Origin of the sequence: Melioribacter sp. (genome assembly GCF_049325435.1) — a bacterium.
GTDB classification, from domain to species: domain Bacteria; phylum Bacteroidota; class Ignavibacteria; order Ignavibacteriales; family Melioribacteraceae; genus Melioribacter; species Melioribacter roseus.
Map to the genome: position 1 here is coordinate 83,871 of NZ_JBMOLD010000014.1, position 16,169 is coordinate 100,039.

The 16,169-nt window shown below is 43.3% G+C and carries 16 protein-coding genes; 13 read left to right on the forward strand and 3 right to left on the reverse strand.

From position 1 onward, the window contains the following. Positions 1–33: 33 nt before the first annotated feature. The 9 genes from mnmE to ACOYVE_RS11520 all read left to right on the forward strand — a co-directional run bounded on the left by mnmE (position 34) and on the right by ACOYVE_RS11520 (position 10,085). Positions 34–1,401 (forward strand): tRNA uridine-5-carboxymethylaminomethyl(34) synthesis GTPase MnmE, encoded by a 1,368-nt coding sequence (mnmE, locus tag ACOYVE_RS11480; RefSeq protein ID WP_422882045.1) that lies wholly within the window; start codon positions 34–36, stop codon positions 1,399–1,401. 85 nt (positions 1,402–1,486) lie between these two features. Beyond that, the gene (mnmG, locus tag ACOYVE_RS11485) at positions 1,487–3,370 is read left to right on the forward strand and encodes a tRNA uridine-5-carboxymethylaminomethyl(34) synthesis enzyme MnmG (RefSeq protein ID WP_422882047.1); all 1,884 of its coding nucleotides are present in this window, start codon (positions 1,487–1,489) and stop codon (positions 3,368–3,370) included. 8 nt (positions 3,371–3,378) lie between these two features. Further along, the gene (gene rsmG, locus ACOYVE_RS11490; protein ID WP_157867305.1) at positions 3,379–4,065 is read left to right on the forward strand and encodes a 16S rRNA (guanine(527)-N(7))-methyltransferase RsmG; all 687 of its coding nucleotides are present in this window, start codon (positions 3,379–3,381) and stop codon (positions 4,063–4,065) included. A gap of 233 nt (positions 4,066–4,298) precedes the next feature. Then, positions 4,299–4,406 (forward strand): hypothetical protein, encoded by a 108-nt coding sequence (locus ACOYVE_RS11495; protein ID WP_422882049.1) that lies wholly within the window; start codon positions 4,299–4,301, stop codon positions 4,404–4,406. A 280-nt stretch (positions 4,407–4,686) separates the two neighbouring features. Then, positions 4,687–6,966, forward strand: a complete 2,280-nt coding sequence (locus tag ACOYVE_RS11500) for an amino acid permease (protein ID WP_422882051.1) — start codon at positions 4,687–4,689, stop codon at positions 6,964–6,966. Beyond that, the gene (locus ACOYVE_RS11505) at positions 6,953–7,615 is read left to right on the forward strand and encodes a mechanosensitive ion channel family protein (RefSeq protein WP_422882053.1); all 663 of its coding nucleotides are present in this window, start codon (positions 6,953–6,955) and stop codon (positions 7,613–7,615) included. Before ACOYVE_RS11500 ends, ACOYVE_RS11505 begins: the two co-directional genes overlap by 14 nt. Next, the gene (locus ACOYVE_RS11510; RefSeq protein ID WP_422882055.1) at positions 7,615–8,604 is read left to right on the forward strand and encodes a potassium channel family protein; all 990 of its coding nucleotides are present in this window, start codon (positions 7,615–7,617) and stop codon (positions 8,602–8,604) included. Before ACOYVE_RS11505 ends, ACOYVE_RS11510 begins: the two co-directional genes overlap by 1 nt. Before the next feature lie 93 nt (positions 8,605–8,697). Then, positions 8,698–9,606, forward strand: coding sequence for an MBL fold metallo-hydrolase (locus tag ACOYVE_RS11515; RefSeq protein WP_422882057.1), 909 nt, complete (start codon positions 8,698–8,700; stop codon positions 9,604–9,606). After that, positions 9,603–10,085 (forward strand): hypothetical protein, encoded by a 483-nt coding sequence (locus ACOYVE_RS11520; RefSeq protein ID WP_422882059.1) that lies wholly within the window; start codon positions 9,603–9,605, stop codon positions 10,083–10,085. Before ACOYVE_RS11515 ends, ACOYVE_RS11520 begins: the two co-directional genes overlap by 4 nt. A gap of 3 nt (positions 10,086–10,088) precedes the next feature. Here the strand turns inward: ACOYVE_RS11520 and ACOYVE_RS11525 are convergent, their stop codons facing one another. Further along, positions 10,089–12,038, reverse strand: coding sequence for a PAS domain S-box protein (locus tag ACOYVE_RS11525; protein ID WP_422882061.1), 1,950 nt, complete (start codon positions 12,036–12,038; stop codon positions 10,089–10,091). 207 nt (positions 12,039–12,245) lie between these two features. Between ACOYVE_RS11525 and ACOYVE_RS11530 the strand changes: the two genes are divergently transcribed. Then, a complete protein-coding gene (locus ACOYVE_RS11530; RefSeq protein WP_422882063.1) occupies positions 12,246–13,034 on the forward strand; it encodes a hypothetical protein in 789 nt (262 codons plus the stop codon). Here the strand turns inward: ACOYVE_RS11530 and trmB are convergent. Then, the gene (gene trmB / locus ACOYVE_RS11535; protein WP_422882064.1) at positions 13,031–13,675 is read right to left on the reverse strand and encodes a tRNA (guanosine(46)-N7)-methyltransferase TrmB; all 645 of its coding nucleotides are present in this window, start codon (positions 13,673–13,675) and stop codon (positions 13,031–13,033) included. The two genes, ACOYVE_RS11530 and trmB, sit on opposite strands and share 4 nt — an antisense overlap. Positions 13,676–13,785: 110 nt before the next feature. Between trmB and ACOYVE_RS11540 the strand changes: the two genes are divergently transcribed. From ACOYVE_RS11540 to ACOYVE_RS11550, 3 genes are read left to right on the forward strand one after another with little or no spacing between them, the layout of a single operon-like run. After that, a complete protein-coding gene (locus ACOYVE_RS11540; protein ID WP_422882066.1) occupies positions 13,786–14,427 on the forward strand; it encodes an SOS response-associated peptidase in 642 nt (213 codons plus the stop codon). A 35-nt stretch (positions 14,428–14,462) separates the two neighbouring features. Then, positions 14,463–15,545: a peptide chain release factor 1 gene (gene prfA, locus ACOYVE_RS11545; RefSeq protein ID WP_422882068.1), complete on the forward strand. Its 1,083-nt coding sequence runs from the start codon at positions 14,463–14,465 to the stop codon at positions 15,543–15,545. After that, a complete protein-coding gene (locus ACOYVE_RS11550) occupies positions 15,535–15,726 on the forward strand; it encodes a phage terminase large subunit family protein (protein ID WP_014855694.1) in 192 nt (63 codons plus the stop codon). Before prfA ends, ACOYVE_RS11550 begins: the two co-directional genes overlap by 11 nt. On the opposite strand, the gene ACOYVE_RS11555 is transcribed toward ACOYVE_RS11550, so the two are convergent. Then, positions 15,723–16,160, reverse strand: a complete 438-nt coding sequence (locus tag ACOYVE_RS11555; RefSeq protein ID WP_014855695.1) for a hypothetical protein — start codon at positions 16,158–16,160, stop codon at positions 15,723–15,725. The two genes, ACOYVE_RS11550 and ACOYVE_RS11555, sit on opposite strands and share 4 nt — an antisense overlap. Positions 16,161–16,169: the final 9 nt, after the last annotated feature.

Sequence of the window (16,169 nt, forward strand, 5' to 3'; positions counted from 1 at the left end):
ATTATAATTTTGCAATATTTATTTTTTTAAAAGATGACGCATACAATATCAACAAACGAAGATACAATTACGGCAATTGCCACCCCGCCGGGAGTGGGAGCGATAACCGTAATAAGAGTTAGCGGACCGGATACTTTTTCGAAAGTCGATTTGATTTTCAGAGGCAGAAAAAAAATTTCCGAGTGCAATACGCATACGATTCATTACGGAACGATCGTCGATCCCAACGGAGAAGTGATTGACGACGTATTGGTGTCGGTCTTCCGATCGCCGAATTCATACACCGGCGAAGACTCGGTAGAAATTAGCACACACGGCAGTCAATTGATTGCCGAAAAGATTATCGGTTTGCTCGTCGAGTGCGGAATCAGAATTGCCGAGCCGGGTGAATTTACAAAGCGCGCATTTTTAAACGGCAGACTCGACTTGGCTCAAGCCGAAGCGGTTGCCGACGTTATAAATTCCCGGTCCGAGGCATCGCTCAGAGGAGCGCGCAATCAACTTGACGGACTCCTATCCCAAAAAATCGACACTTTGAGAGAAAAGCTAATTAATACTTCCTCTCTTATAGAACTCGAACTCGATTTTGCCGAGGAAGACATAGAACTTTTGCCTCTTGCAAAAATAATTTCGAACATCGGGGAAATCGAAAAAGAAATCGACGAACTTCTCAAATCGTTTCGATTCGGAAAAGTAATCCGCGACGGCGTCAACGTAGCGCTCGTGGGAAAACCGAACGTCGGCAAATCCTCCCTCTTGAATTATTTATTGAAAGAGGCGCGGGCGATTGTGAGCGAAATACCGGGCACCACACGCGACATTATCCGGGAGGAAGTTACAATCGAAGGAATACTTTTCAAATTATACGACACGGCAGGCATACGGCTTACCGAAGATGTCATCGAAAAAGAAGGAGTCGAAAGGAGCCGCAAAGCAGTCAGCGACGCCGACGTTGTCCTTTTTCTCAACGACTCGACTCACGGTTTCGACAGAGATATTTACGACGAACTGCTCAAACTCCAGAAAGAGGAACGAATCTTAAAAGTGGCGAATAAAATAGATTTAAAACCCGGACTCGACAAAAGTTTCGACGTTGGCATCTCTGCAAAAACGGGAGAAGGAATCGAGGAACTCTTCAGGAAATTGAAAGAAAAAGCTCTCGGAAGCGGAACTTATACGGAAAAATCCGCCGTTGTAACAAACTTGCGCCATTACAACGCATTAAATAAGGCAAAAGAACATCTTATCGGAGCCAAAAATTCGATCAAAGAAGGATTGACCGGCGAATTTGTGGCGGTCGATCTGAGAAACGCCGAGAATTCGCTCGGAGAAATTATCGGAAAAGTTACAACCGACGACATACTCAATAATATATTTGCAAAATTTTGCATCGGGAAGTGAGGTTTCACGTGAAACCAGGAAGCCCAAAATCCCATCCCGGAATTTATAAGTTTCACGTGAAACGAATTCAGAGAAAGGAAACTTTATGAAGAGTTATGATTTAATTGTTGTCGGCGGCGGACACGCCGGAATCGAAGGAGCCGTAGCCGCCGCTAAAATGGGCTGTTCCGTAGCGGTCATTACAATGGACAAAAACGGATTCGGACGAATGTCGTGCAACCCGGCTATCGGAGGCAGCGCAAAAGGACATCTCGTACACGAAATCGACTCCCTCGGCGGCGTTATGGGTTTAATCGCCGACCGCACAGGAATTCAGTTCAGAACATTGAATAAATCGAAAGGACCTGCCGTCTGGGCGGGACGCAGTCAGAACGACAGGGAACTCTATTCTGCCGAAGCTTCACGCGTGGTTCAATCGACACCCAACCTAGAGATTATTGAAGATTCCGTAATCGAAGCCTTCGAGGAAAACAGAAAAATAAAAGGCGTTAAAACTGCAAAAGGCGTTGAATACGGCTGTAAAGCTTTGATTGTCTGCTCGGGCACGTTTTTGAACGGATTGATGTATACGGGACTTAACGCATTCAAAGGCGGAAGATACGGAGAACCTCCCGCCGTCGGATTGACAGAATCTCTGGTTAATATGGGTTTCGAAGCGGGACGACTCAAAACCGGCACTCCTCCGCGACTCAAAAAAGATTCGATAAACTGGGATGTTCTGCAGGAACAGCCAGGCGACAATCCCCCGCAACCTTTTTCTTTAAGAACCCCTCCCGAAGAATTTCCGTATCAGCCTCAAATGAGTTGTTACATAACCTACACCGATACCGAAGTTCATAAAATTCTGGAAAAGGGTTTCGAACGCTCTCCCCTTTTTACGGGAATTATCAAAGGCAGAGGTCCCCGTTACTGTCCTTCAATCGAAGACAAAATTTACCGCTTTTCGGACAAAGACCGCCATCAGCTTTTTCTGGAACCCGAAGGTTTAAATTCAGACCTGATTTATATAAACGGTTTTTCGACTTCGCTGCCCGAAGAAATTCAACTCGAAGCTCTACGTAAAATAAAAGGTCTTGAAGAAGTCGAAATGGTACGCCCTGGCTACGCAGTCGAATACGACTTCTTTCCCCCCTATCAGGTCGATTTGACTCTCGAAACAAAATTGATTGAAGGACTCTACTTTGCAGGACAAATAAACGGGACTTCCGGATACGAAGAAGCCGCCGCACAGGGATTGGTTGCCGGTATTAATGCCGCATTGAAAATTCAGGGCAGACCCGAATTTTTTCTCAAAAGAAGCGAGGCTTATATCGGAGTGTTGATCGACGATTTGGTGGACAAATCGACCGACGAACCCTACAGGATGTTTACTTCGAGAGCGGAACATAGACTCGTCCTCCGTCAAGACAACGCCGACAGACGACTAATGAAATACGGTTTTCAATTCGGTCTTATACCCGAAGATTTATACAACGATTTGAAAAGGCGGGAAATTTTAATTACGAAATCGAAAGACTTTCTTGATAACACAAAAATTCATCCCGACGAAATCAATCCCCTACTCGAAAGCATCGGTTCTTCCCCGCTCAACAATTCCGAACAGATTGCCAAGGTTTTGAAACGTCCGGAAGTAAAAATTGACGAATTGTTGAAACGGATTTCCGTCAATCACGGCGAAAATAAATTGATAAAAGAGCTCCTGAACGATCCGAAAGCTCTTCTTCAGGTGGAAATCGAGATCAAATACGAAGGATACATTCAACGCCAGTTTGAATTGATCGAAAAGATGGAAAAGATGGAAGACTTGCTAATTCCTTCTAATTTTGACTACAATAATTTAAAGGCTGTTTCTGCCGAAGCTCGTGAAAAATTGAGCAGGGTTCGTCCCCGCTCAATCGGGCAGGCGTCCCGTATTTCGGGCGTTTCCCCTTCGGATATTTCCGTATTATTAGTATATTTGAAGGGCTAAATTTTGAGGTGTTTTTGGATTTATTTGAACAATACCTGAAAGAACTGAAGACCTTCTACTGGGAAAACAACATTGTTCCGGACGAATATCAGCTGGAAAGATTGGCGCGCTTTGCAGAGTTGGTCGTTGAAAAAAATTCTAAAGTAAATTTAATCTCAAGAAAAGACACGCAGAATATTATCGAGAATCACGTATTTATCTCCTCTTTTATTTCCGAATTCATACCGAAAAAAGTAACCAGATTTATCGACATCGGAACAGGCGGAGGGTTTCCCGGAATACCCCTCGCAATTACACGTCCGCTTCTCAAAGGCGTACTTGTCGATTCCACGGCAAAAAAAATCGACGCAGTCAAAGAGTTCATCGACAAACTCAAACTCACCAATCTTACTGCCGAAAATTCACGCGTTGAAAGCGACGAGTTCATTCAAAAATACGCCGAGAGTTTCGACATGGTCGTAAGCAGGGCGACCGTGCCGCTGATAATATTAATTCGTTATGCACTACCGCTTATTAAAGAAAAAGCTTATCTCGTCTCGCTTAAAGGCGGAGATTTGTCAGAAGAACTTAAAATCGCCGCTACAAAATATAAAGCTTATATTAAGAAAGACACCATCTTCGAGCTGGCATACAAACCGACCAACTGCCGTAACGAAAAAGGAAAGAAACTTATCATACTCGAAATCTCCAAGTGACACCAGGCTGTCATTCCCGTTTAAAGTATAATCCGCTTTCCGTTTCTCAAATACGCTTCAGCGTCTATACGCGAGGTATATCGAACGGATGGGAACCGGCATACCCGACATGACAGGAATGCAGGTTTAAAGAGCCCGAATTTGTTCAATACGAAACATTTACATCGATAATCTGGCGAAAAGTACAAGTTGACGAACTGGTTGCCCGTCAAGACACCAAGCAAGTAAAAAACTTGATACTGATAATTAAAGATGAAATGACGAGAGACGAACTTCAGGAAAAACTTCAGCTAAAAGACAGAGAGAATTTTTGTATAAGTTTGAAGGCAGAGCAACTTTAATTATTTTTTTCATTCTTAATTACCGACTTAACGCCGGAACAATAACAAAATTAGCGCAAGCAAAAAATTAATACATCCCAACGCTCGCATGTACGGCTCGAGTATTTTAATCTCCGTAAAATCTCCTGTATCCTTATGCTGCATCTAAAAAATTCTCATTGACCTTTTCATTCCTTATAGCTATAATAACCCCCGACAAATATTCCCTTCCGCGCAGAATTTCCCGTGTTGATTAAGGGCGGTATCCTGCGAAAGTAATTATTAATAAATAGATGCTTTCATGAAGAAATTCGACACCGAAGTTCATCTCAGCCGGGAGATGAAACTGATGGACGCCACGTTAATCGGCGTCGGGGCAATGATCGGCGCGGGCATCTTCGTATTGACGGGAATTGCAGCCGGGGTCGCCGGGCCCGCTTTAATCATTGCATTTGCATTGAATGGATTGGTGGCGCTCTTGACGGCTTTTTCGTACGCCGAGCTCGGCTCCTGTTTTCACGACGCAGGCGGAGGATACCTCTGGGTAAAAGAAGGACTGCCGAAATGGAACGGATTTATATCCGGATGGATGAGCTGGTTTGCTCATGCGGTTGCATGCAGTCTCTATGCGCTCGGCTTCGGCGCCTATTTCGAACTTGTAATTCATGAATTTAATATCGTAATGCCTCATTGGGGATTTTTGTCCCCTCAGAAAATTCTCGCCGCAGTAACGGCAATTCTATTTGCTTATATCAATTTCAGAGGCGCGTCCGAAACCGGAAAAGTAGGCAATCTGGTAACAATCGCCAAAATTGTAATACTCCTTGTTTTTATTGGCTTCGGACTCAATTTTGTTTTTAAGCGTCCGGACTGGCAGTCGACTTTTTCGAACTTTCTCCCGCACGGCTGGGGCGGAATATTCAAAGCGATGGGGTTGACATTTATAGCGTTTCAGGGCTTCGAGGTAATTTCGCAATGCTCGGAAGAGATAAAGAATCCCAAAAGGAACATACCTCGCGCAGTCTTTCTGTCGCTTGCTATTGTTGTGCCGATCTATCTGTTGATTGCGTTTACCGCGCTCGGATCCGTCATTCCTCCGGACAATACCGCCCCGTGGGACTATCTGGCTTCGCACAAAGAGACAGCGTTGGTTGAAGTTGCAAAATCGTTTTTTACCGGAGGCGGAATAATGCTTTTAATCGGCGGTATAATTTCAACAATGTCGGCGTTGAATGCCACGATCTATTCTTCCTCGCGCGTGGCTTTTGCAATGGGCAGGGACAGAAACTTTCCGACATTCTTCGGGAAAGTGCACAAGAAAAATTTTACGCCGCATCTTTCGATTTTGATTTCACTTTTTATTGTCGTATTGATGGCGGTATCGCTTCCGATTGAAGACGTGGCAAGCGCCGCCGATATAATGTTCCTTCTTTTATTCCTTCAGGTAAACATAACCTTGATACGATTGCGTAAAAAAAGACCCGACCTCGACCGCGGATTCTTTACTCCGCTTTTTCCCTATCTTTCGATTTTTGGGATACTGTCGCTTCTTTTCCTGGCGCTTTATATGTTCGCGTACAGTCCGACCGCATGGATTGTGACCGCCGTCTGGATTTCCGTAGGACTTTTCGTGTATAAATTTTATGCGGCGCATCGCGAAGTGGAACACGTTCGGAAAGTCCGCTCGCTCGAAAGACTCGAAAGAAAAGAATACAGAATTTTACTGCCGTTAGCCAATATTAACAATGTAACGAGTTTAACTCACATCGCATGCGCAGTTGCAAAAAAATCGAACGCTCAGATTCTTCTGCTTCATGTTACCGAAGTGCGCGAAGGCAATCCGCTCGTATCGGAACTGACCGACATTCAACGCGCCAAACCGTTGTTCGACCGCGCCGCCGAAATAACTTTGAAGGAAGGCGTTCCCACTCGTTCAATTATGAACGTATCCCACAGAATTTCACAAGGAATAATCAGTACGGCAGAAGAGGAAGAATGCAATTTCATAATACTGGGCAGAGCTAAAAATCCCGACTTTTTCGAGCGATTTTTTTCGTCGATTATCGACAGCGTAATACAGAAATTTCCAGGCGAGGTAGCAGTGATGCACGGCAATATCGAAAAAGAAAAAATAAAGAAAATTCTTCTTCCCTTTACAATCGACGCCCATGCAATGCTCGCCACCGAAATTGCGCCTGCCTTGAGCGAATATTTTAACGCGGAGATTAAAATCCTTCTGGTTTACGAACCCGAAACCCCGGCCTCCGAACAAAAGAAACGCGAAGACAAAATATCGGAACTGCTGAAAGAAAATTCGATTAATGCGGAAATTAAAATCTTAAGGAATACGGATATCTTAAAAGGAATAGTGGACGAATCGAAAAACGCCGATCTGATTTTGATGGGCGGCAAAACGGGCGACTTTCTCGAATTGCTCTTCGGCAAGTCGCTGGCTCAGGATATTACCGAACAAGCCGCCTGCCCCGTTCTGTGGGTAAAGGAATACGAAGAAAGAGAACCCTTCTGGAAACTGTTATTAAAATCGCCAAAAGAATCAGGAGTTATAAATGGAAAGAATTGACAGTCCCTTTCTCGACCTCGGCAAACAAATTATCGGTTATCTCCCGAATCTGCTCGGCGGAATGATACTTTTAATTGTCGGCTGGCTAATCGGATGGCTTGCCAAAAGACTGACCGTTCAACTGCTTATTGTATTGAGATTCGAAAGATTGTTTGTTCGAATGCAATGGCGGCGCGCTCTTTCGAAGGCCGACATCAGATACGCCGTTTTCAATTTTATCGGCAACATCGTTTTTTTCATTGTGTTTCTGATATTTCTCAATTCGGCTCTCGACGCCATGAAATTAACAGCGCTGTCGAATCTGATTCAGCAAAGCGTTATTTTTATTCCCAAATTATTCGTCGCTTTCATAATATTCGGCGCCGGTTGGATTATTGCCGGCAGGGTTTCGACCGCTGTTTACAACAGTTTATTGAAAGAGAACATACGCCATTATTCGATGATTTCGCGACTTACTAAATTTGTAATTGTTCTGTTTTTCTCTGCAATGGCTTTGGTAGAAATCGACATCGCGACTCAAATTGTAATTATCGGATATACCACTATCATGATTACGCTCGGAATAATATTTGTAATTTTGGCGCTGGCGGCAAAAAAATCGATACTCGGAGAAATTATTCATCCAAACGAAAAAAATTTTGAAAATTAATGATGCAATCTTCCACACGACCTCTTATAAGCGCGCTCTTTTTACTTTTTACAATTATTTGTATCGGAACCGTAGGATACATTGTAATCGAGGGATGGAGTTTTATCGACTCTCTCTATATGGTAAAAATTACCATAACCACGACTGGATTTAAAGAAGTGCATCCATTGTCGAAAGGCGGCGAGCTCTTCACAATTTTGCTCTTAGCCTCGAGTTTTGCCGTAGTTCTTTATGTAGCGGGCGTGGGAATTCAAATTCTAATCGAAAGTAAAATCTTCAAGAGAAAAAGAATGGAAAACAGAATCCGAAAACTCGAAAATCATTACATCGTTTGCGGTTACGGCAGAATGGGAACTCACATTTGCGAGGAACTGCTCCATGCCGGAGCCGATTTTGTAGTGGTGGAAAACAACAGCGCAAATCATCCCAAACTCGACGCCGCCGGCTATCTTTACGATACGGGAGACGCTTCGCAGGACGAAACCCTCGAACGGGTCGGCATTAAGAAAGCAAAAGGATTGGTAGCCGTTCTCCCGACCGACCCGGAAAATGTTTTTACAACTTTAACGGCAAAGTATTTGAATCCGAAAATTTTTGTAGTTGCCCGGGCAATCGAAGAGGAAACCGTACCGAAATTAAAAAAAGCCGGCGCCGACAGAGTAATAAATCCTTATGAACTCGGCGGCGTTCGTATGGCGTCTTTACTGCTTCGACCGGGCGTCGCGGATTTCATCGAGATTGTCTCGGCAAATAAAAATATCGACCTTCAAATTGAAGAATTTGTCGTCAAAAAAGGTTCAAAGATGCACAAGAAAAAACTCTCCGAACTGCCGATAAGAACGGAATTCAACGCCATCGTTGTTTCCATTCAGGACAATGAAAAAGGCGCTTTCGTTTACAATCCGAAAGGCGACGCAGTTATAGAGGAAGGATATACGTTGATTGTAATTGGAGAACCGAAAAATTTGGAGAAGCTTAAAGATTATTGAGAAAATAAAATTAAAGCGGTACGGGAAAATCCGTTCTATTAAACTTTACGCTTGCGAATTCTGTTTTGAAAGAAACCATTTAAAGGGGCAGGCATGAAAACAACGCGTAAAAATTTCTTGAAAACTTCCCTTCTTATTACGGGCGGCGTTTTACTGGAAGGCAAAAACTTCTTTGCCAAAGCGGCGCAGGAAATTTCAGGCTTCAGAAATCTGAACGACAATATCGGAATCTATACCGAAAAAGGCGGCACAATTGCATGGTATGTAAACGACGACGCCGTTACGGTTATCGACTCGCAAATGGACGATTCCGTCCGCAATTTTTATAACGGCTTGAAAAAGAAGACCGGCAGACGCATCAATTTTCTGATTAATACTCATCACCACAGAGACCATACCGGCGGAAATCATTTTCTGAAAGAATATACCGATAAAATCGTCGGTCACGAAAAATGTAGGGAGATGCAGCAAAAATTCTACGGCGAGGGCGACGCTCCCCAGTCTTATGCGGATATAGTATTCGAAAAGGAATGGAGCGTCGATTTGGGCAAAGAAAAAATCGATGCAATTCATTTTAATCCCGCTCATACCGCAGGCGACATTGCCGTTCGCTTCGTTAACTCGAATATAGTCCATATGGGCGACATTGTATTCAACAATGTTTATCCGTACATCGATTTCCCCGGCGGAGCCAATCTGCACGACTGGATTAAATTTATCGATAAGTCGTTAGCGCATTTCGACGACAATGCGGTTTTCATTTTCGGACACGCCGACAGCTACGAGAACGTAACCGGCAACAAAGATAGTCTGATACGGATGAAAAACTATCTTACGGCTCTGCTCGAATTTGTCGACGGTCAAATTCAAAAAGGCAAATCGAAAGAAGAAATAATCGACGCTCAGGAAATCCCCGGTTTCGGATTTATAAAAGAATGCTGGAACGGCGCCAGAAGAATGAATCTCGAACGGGCTTATGAAGAACTGACGCAAACAAAATGAAAAAACTAACAATCTCATTATACCTGACCATTTTTATTGTTGCGCTTGCATGCGAGGAAGGCGAGAAATACCCGCCGGAATTTTCGCTTTCCGCTCTCTTGGCGGCGCCCGATACTTTGGTCTATAAAAACAAACGTCTCGTATTAAACACCGACATTTGGTACGACAAAATGCCGACAATACCGGAAACAGGCCCCCGTTTCGGAACTCTCTTTACAATCATTACAAGCGATTCCTCCTACTTTGATTTCAATATCGACATTAAGGCTTACTATTTAATCAGGAACGGCGAAGTTTTTGCCGGATTAACTACCGACGAGAGCTATCCCAATGAAACTCCTTATAAATTCGAAAAGATCGGGCGCGCGGGTCCGAAAGGCTGGGAAAACGAATCCGTAACCGTAGTAGTCCTGCTTTTCTTGGAGGGAAATCGATTCCTGTTGAAGGCGGAGAATCAGTTTATTGGAGTGGCGTACTGAACGCTAAGTAGTATCGAGGTCAACCAAATAATCGCCGCCTTTAAAAGTAACCCGGAATACAGAGCCTTTATTTTTACCGCTCTTAACCGTAATTGCCGCTTTGTTGATTCTGCAATAATTTTTCACCAGAGCAAGCCCGAGACCGCTCCCTTCGTATTTTCTCGTATAGCCGTGTTCTTCCTGCATAAACGGTTTGAAAAGTTCTTCTCGAAATTCATCCGAAATTCCGACGCCCGTATCGCTAACTTCCACAAAGAGACGCCGGTTTTTATTCCTGCCGATCACAATTTTTACGCCCCCTTTTTCCGTATATTTTATTGCATTGTCAATCAGATTGGCAAAGATTTGCACAATACTGTAATCGTCGCCGGTTATTTGCGTCTCTTTTGTCTTTCTTTCGAGTTTGAATTCCAGATTCTTCACTCTGGCAAAGTTATGATACTCGTAGTAAAGCAATATCAGCCTGTCGTAGAGGTCGAACTTTTTAAAGACCGGCTCGTATGAACGGGTTTGCAACTCCGACATATTCAGGATCGAATCGATGGTGCGAATTAAGCGATTGCTGGCGAGTTCAACGCCGTGAAAGTATTCGTCGGTTTGGTTTGTTTTTTCAGGCAGGTTCTCGGCAATAAAATCCTTCAGAATCGAAACATAACCGAGAATTCTGTGTAACGGCGAGCGGATTTCGTGCGACATCTGCGCCAGAAACGCCGACTTCAATTTTTCGGAATGTTCGGCTTTCTCCTTCGCTTTGATTAATTCGATTTCGTATTTCTTCCTGTCGCTTATATCTCTTGCAAAATCGGAATGTATTGTTTCCCCCTCGTATTCAAACGATGTAACCGAAATTTCAACCGGAATTATTTCGCCGTTTCGGTTTTTATGCTGGGTTTCAAAGGTATAGTATTTTCTTTTTATCGATCTTTTCCAGTGCTCGTCCCACCGCTCTCGTTTAAGATGAGGGTTGATATCAAAAACAGACATCGACTCGAGCTCTTCCTTTGTATATCCGAGTTTTCTGCATGCAGATTCGTTTGCATAAATAATATTCCCTTTTGAATTTACCCAGAAAATCGGGTCGTGCGAAAATTCTATCGATTTTTCGATTGCGCGGAGTTTTTCTTCCTGTTTTTTCCGGTCGGTAATATCCGTACTGGCAAAAACACATGCATAAGTTTTCCGGTCGTGTGTAAATTCGGGATAGATTCTCGTGACCGTTATTATTTCTCCTTTTACGCCGCTTTTATATTTAAGCTCTATATCGGAAAACGTCCTGCCTTCAAAAACCTCGCTCACAATCTTTTTCATATAACTTTTGCCGTATTCTTTGCCTTCGATGACAATCGGAGGTAAAATAAAATCGGTCGCCTTTTTCGATTTTGTCTCTTCCGTATTTCCGAATACCGCTTGAGCCGCATAATTCAGATACGTAAACCTGAGATTTTTTCCGACAGTAAAAATAATATTCGGGGAATTGTCGATGGCGCTTCGGTAGCTGAATTCCGCTTTAACCAAATTATTTTTCAATTTTATTTGCTCGGTAACGTCGTACAGAACGCCGTTTATCACTTTATGGTTACCGAAAACGGTAATTTCGGCTATATCCCTTATCCATCTTACAGACCCGTTTTTGTGTTTAATTCTGTAGATACGGTCGGCTGTATGTTTTTTCCTGGTTCTTAACTTTTCCGCTTCCTCAGTAAATATTTCCTTATCCTGCGGGCATAGAAGTTCGTTCCATTTGATTTTTCCCGATATAAAATCCCTCGCCGGATAGCCGGTAATTTTTATCGATTCTCCCTCGAAATAAACAAGCCGGTTTTCGACAATGTCGAACTGATACGAAATACCGCAGAGGGTTTTAAGCAGAAGACGGGTTCTCTTCTCGTGCTGTTTCAATTTCGTTTCGATATTTTCGATTTTTCTCGATTTCTGCACGGCACACCCGCTCATCTATGCTCTATTATCGAATTTACTTTTTTTTAATTGAATAATAAACAAAAAAATACATCCTTCCGGATTTAGAAGATCAACTTATACCGTAAAATTTCCCGGATTTCGTTTAGATAGCGCTTCAGATTTGGATGCCGGCGCAATATTGCATCTGAAAATAAGAACCGCTAAATTGACTAAAGACAACACATTAAAATGGCGGGGGCAATGAAAAGATTATTATCGTTCGGAATAATTATTATTTTAATTTCATGTATGGACGGAGCGGATATTATTGCGCCCGTCGAATACAATGTATCGAAATCCGATACGGTAAGCATAGAGCTCGGAATGAAAAATTACGCCTACATAAACAACGAACTGAAAATTCTGTTTGAAGACGTGCCGGAGGATTCGAGATGTCCGCTCGGCGTAATGTGCGTTTGGGCGGGAAATGCCGTAGTGCGGCTTAAGGTTGCGCTCGGCTCCGACATCAAAACCGCTGAGCTCAATACGTTTCAGTCTTTCGGCGATTCCTATTATATCGGCGATTATCTGATACGCCTCAAATCGTTGTCGCCCTATCCTGTTTTTCCGGAATCGATCGACAAAAAAGATTACGTTGCCGAATTAGAAATAACCTACAATCCTTTCCTCGTTCGCATTGAAAACGAAAGCGATCTCGAACGGTTTAAAAAAGACCCGTTCGTAATTAACAAAATTGATTTATCGAACGACAAACTGTTTATCCGGGTTTCTTACAGCGGCGGGTGCTCGGCTCACGAGTTCAGAGCAGTCTGGTATTATCCTCCCTATTCTTCGCGTCCCGACGCAAATCTTTATCTGCTTCATGATTCTCACGGCGATATGTGCGAGGCTTATTTAAGCGAGACGATCGTCGTAGACTTAAAACCGGTCAAACAATACTTTAATAACATGAATCCCACTATCGGCGGAGTTTATATACAAATTCACCAAAACCTTGAATTAAACGATACGGTTCAATATCACTTTTAGTCGAGGCTGAATCGCACGAGTTTTATCTTTTTGCCTTCGGCAAGGTGCATCTTTTCGTACTTTGTGCGTATTTTCTCTTCTTCGCTCAAATTTTCTTCCGCGTAGAGGTCGCCCGCGGCTTTGATTAATTTCAATTTTTCTTCTTCTATTACAGAAAGCGTATATTCGTAGAGAGTTTCGTCGTCGGTTTTCAAATTTATTATGGCGCCGGGAGCGGTAATCTTTTTATAAACTTCGAGAAAGCGCGGATGCGTCAACCGTTTTTTCATACTGCCCCGCCGCGGATACGGGTCGGGAAACGTAATCCAGATTTCTTCGGCTTTCATTGTTTTGAATATTTCGTCGAGTCGCTCGATGTATGAAATCAGGAACGCTGCGTTTTTGACTCCGCTTGCCTCAGCGTTTTTCGACGCGTTCCAGATGCGCGCGGCTTTCCGGTCGATTCCGATAAAATATTTGTCGGGGCGAAGCAGCGCAAGATTGATCGAATAATCCGCCTGTCCGCAACCGAGTTCCAGAGCGACTCTCTCCGTATTATTTAAATAACGGCGCAATTCTTCTTCTACGTTTTCCGCTTTGGCGTCGAAGACGTTTTCAAACGTTCTTACTTCGAGCAGTTTTTTTAATTTTCTTCTAGGCATTGCAATCTATTTTTTTTGAAACGCAAAGTTAATCATTTCGGAAGAAATACCGAGTGGATTATCTGCATGAAAAAATACTATTTTTGGATTAACATTCGAAGGAGCGGCAAATGTGCTACGGTTTCGAAACAAAAATAGAAGCGGCTATTCTGATAAGAAAACTGCTCGAAAAAAAATATAACATCGAGGCTAAAGAACTCGATGAATCTTTCAAGAAAACCAATATCCGTCCGAACGACAAAATTCTTTGCGTCTATAAAGAAGGAAACAAACTCCAGATAAGTCTCGTCAAATGGGGAATCAAATTCGGCAAGGACAAGCCGAACATAGTAAATTCGAGAAGCGAAACAATCAAAGAAAAGAAATTCTGGAACGATTTGTTTACCAATAACCGTTGTCTCGTTCCAATGACAAGTTTCTACGAATGGATCGAAGTCGACGGCAGAAAAGTTCAACATAAAATTTATATTTATAACGAAGAATACTTTTTCGTGCCGGGAATAATGTATCGAGACAAAGAGGACAATCTTTCCGTTTCGATAATCACAACGACGCCGAACGAATTTATCGAGCCGTTCCACAATCGTATGCCCGTGCTTCTGGAACTCGACGAAGCCCTTCAATTTATGGACGAGTCCGCAAAAGAATCTCTAAAAAGACTTAAGCCGTATCCCCATTCAATTAAAATGAGAAAAGAAATCGCCGTTTTGCCGATACGAAAAAAGAAATCAACCGAAGTAAAAAAAGATTAAACTTTGTATATTTGGAATCCAATTTCGAGGAAACGATGGAAATATACGATAAATTAAAATCGATACGTGAAAAGTTCGAAGAAATCAACACTAAACTTACCGACCCCGACGTATTATCGGACCAGAAGAAGGTTATTTCTCTCAGCAAAGAACGCCGCGAATTGGAAGAAATCGTAGCCGCTTTCAGTGAATACGAAAAAGTGCTCAAAGAAATCAACGGCAACAAAGAGATAATAGAAACTTCATCCGACAAAGAATTGGTAGAATTTGCAGAAGTCGAATTGAAAGATTTAAGCAAGAAGCTTGAAGAGCTCGAAGAGAAGATAAAAGTATTATTGATTCCGAAAGATCCGAACGACGACAAAGACGTTATTGTAGAAATAAGAGCCGGAACCGGCGGCGAAGAAGCCGGATTGTTTGCCGCCGATTTATACCGGATGTATTCGCGTTACGCCGAAAAACGCGGCTGGCAAAAGGAATTGATCGATATCAGCGACACCGGATTGGGCGGCATAAAAGAGGTTGTTTTTTCGCTCTCGGGCACAAACGTTTTCGGCGATATGAAATTCGAAAGCGGCGTACATCGCGTTCAACGCGTTCCGGAAACCGAGGCTAGCGGCAGAATCCATACATCGGCTGCTTCGGTGGTGGTTTTACCGGAAGTCGAGGACGTCGACGTCGAGATCGACCCGAACGACCTGCGTATCGACGTCTACAGAAGCGGCGGCGCCGGCGGTCAAAACGTTAATAAAGTCGAAACCGCCATCCGGATTACTCACCTTCCCACCGGATTGGTCGTTCAATGCCAGGACGAGCGTTCCCAGCTTAAGAACCGCCAGAAAGCAATGAAAGTATTAAAAGCCCGTTTGTACGACATGAAAATGCAGGAACAGATGTCGGAAATTTCAGCCCAGCGTAAACTGATGGTACGAAAAGGCGATCGCAGCGACAAAATAAGGACTTATAACTTCCCTCAAAACCGGGTTACCGACCACCGTATCGGATTGACTCTTTACAATCTCGATTCGATTATGGAAGGCGATCTCGACGAGCTGATTGAAAAACTAAAAATTGCAGACCGCGCCGAAAAACTGAACGAGGCGAGCGGTGGAGAATAATAATAAAGAAAAAAAAGATGAAGAACTGTTTAATCCCCGTTGTCCTTCGTGCAAATCATCGGTCACATTGATACTCGATCCGAAAAGATACAACCGGCGCGACGCCGAATGGCTCTGCCAGGTATGCGGAAAAATTTTCTCGCCAGAAGAAAAAAATAATTCTCGAGATAAATTGCGTTAATCAGGTTTAGCCTGCCTCTTGTAATAAAACCCGAAAGAAAATCCCAGAGCGACAAAACCGATAAAAGTATATATCAACCAGAAAATTCTGTCTCTGCCGAATGCCGAACCGTATACAAGCGGGTGCGAAATATCCCACAACGAAATAATCAACCACAAGCCGGCTCCGTAAATTAGTCCGTGCAGCGATGTTGTGAATCTCTTTGACAACGGCAGTTTTTCATAAACCAAGGCAAAAAGCAACCCGAAGAAAATTCCGATTACGATTTTGGTCCAGATAAAATAAAACGGATTGAGCTGTTCCGGCTTGAATTTTCCCGGCTGCGCAAATTCCGGTCCGTACACAATTCTCGAGACAATCGCTCCTCCGACAAAAAGCGCTATTCCCATTACAATTCCCGAAGAAATACCGCAGACAAGCATCCTCTTTAACATTGATTTTTT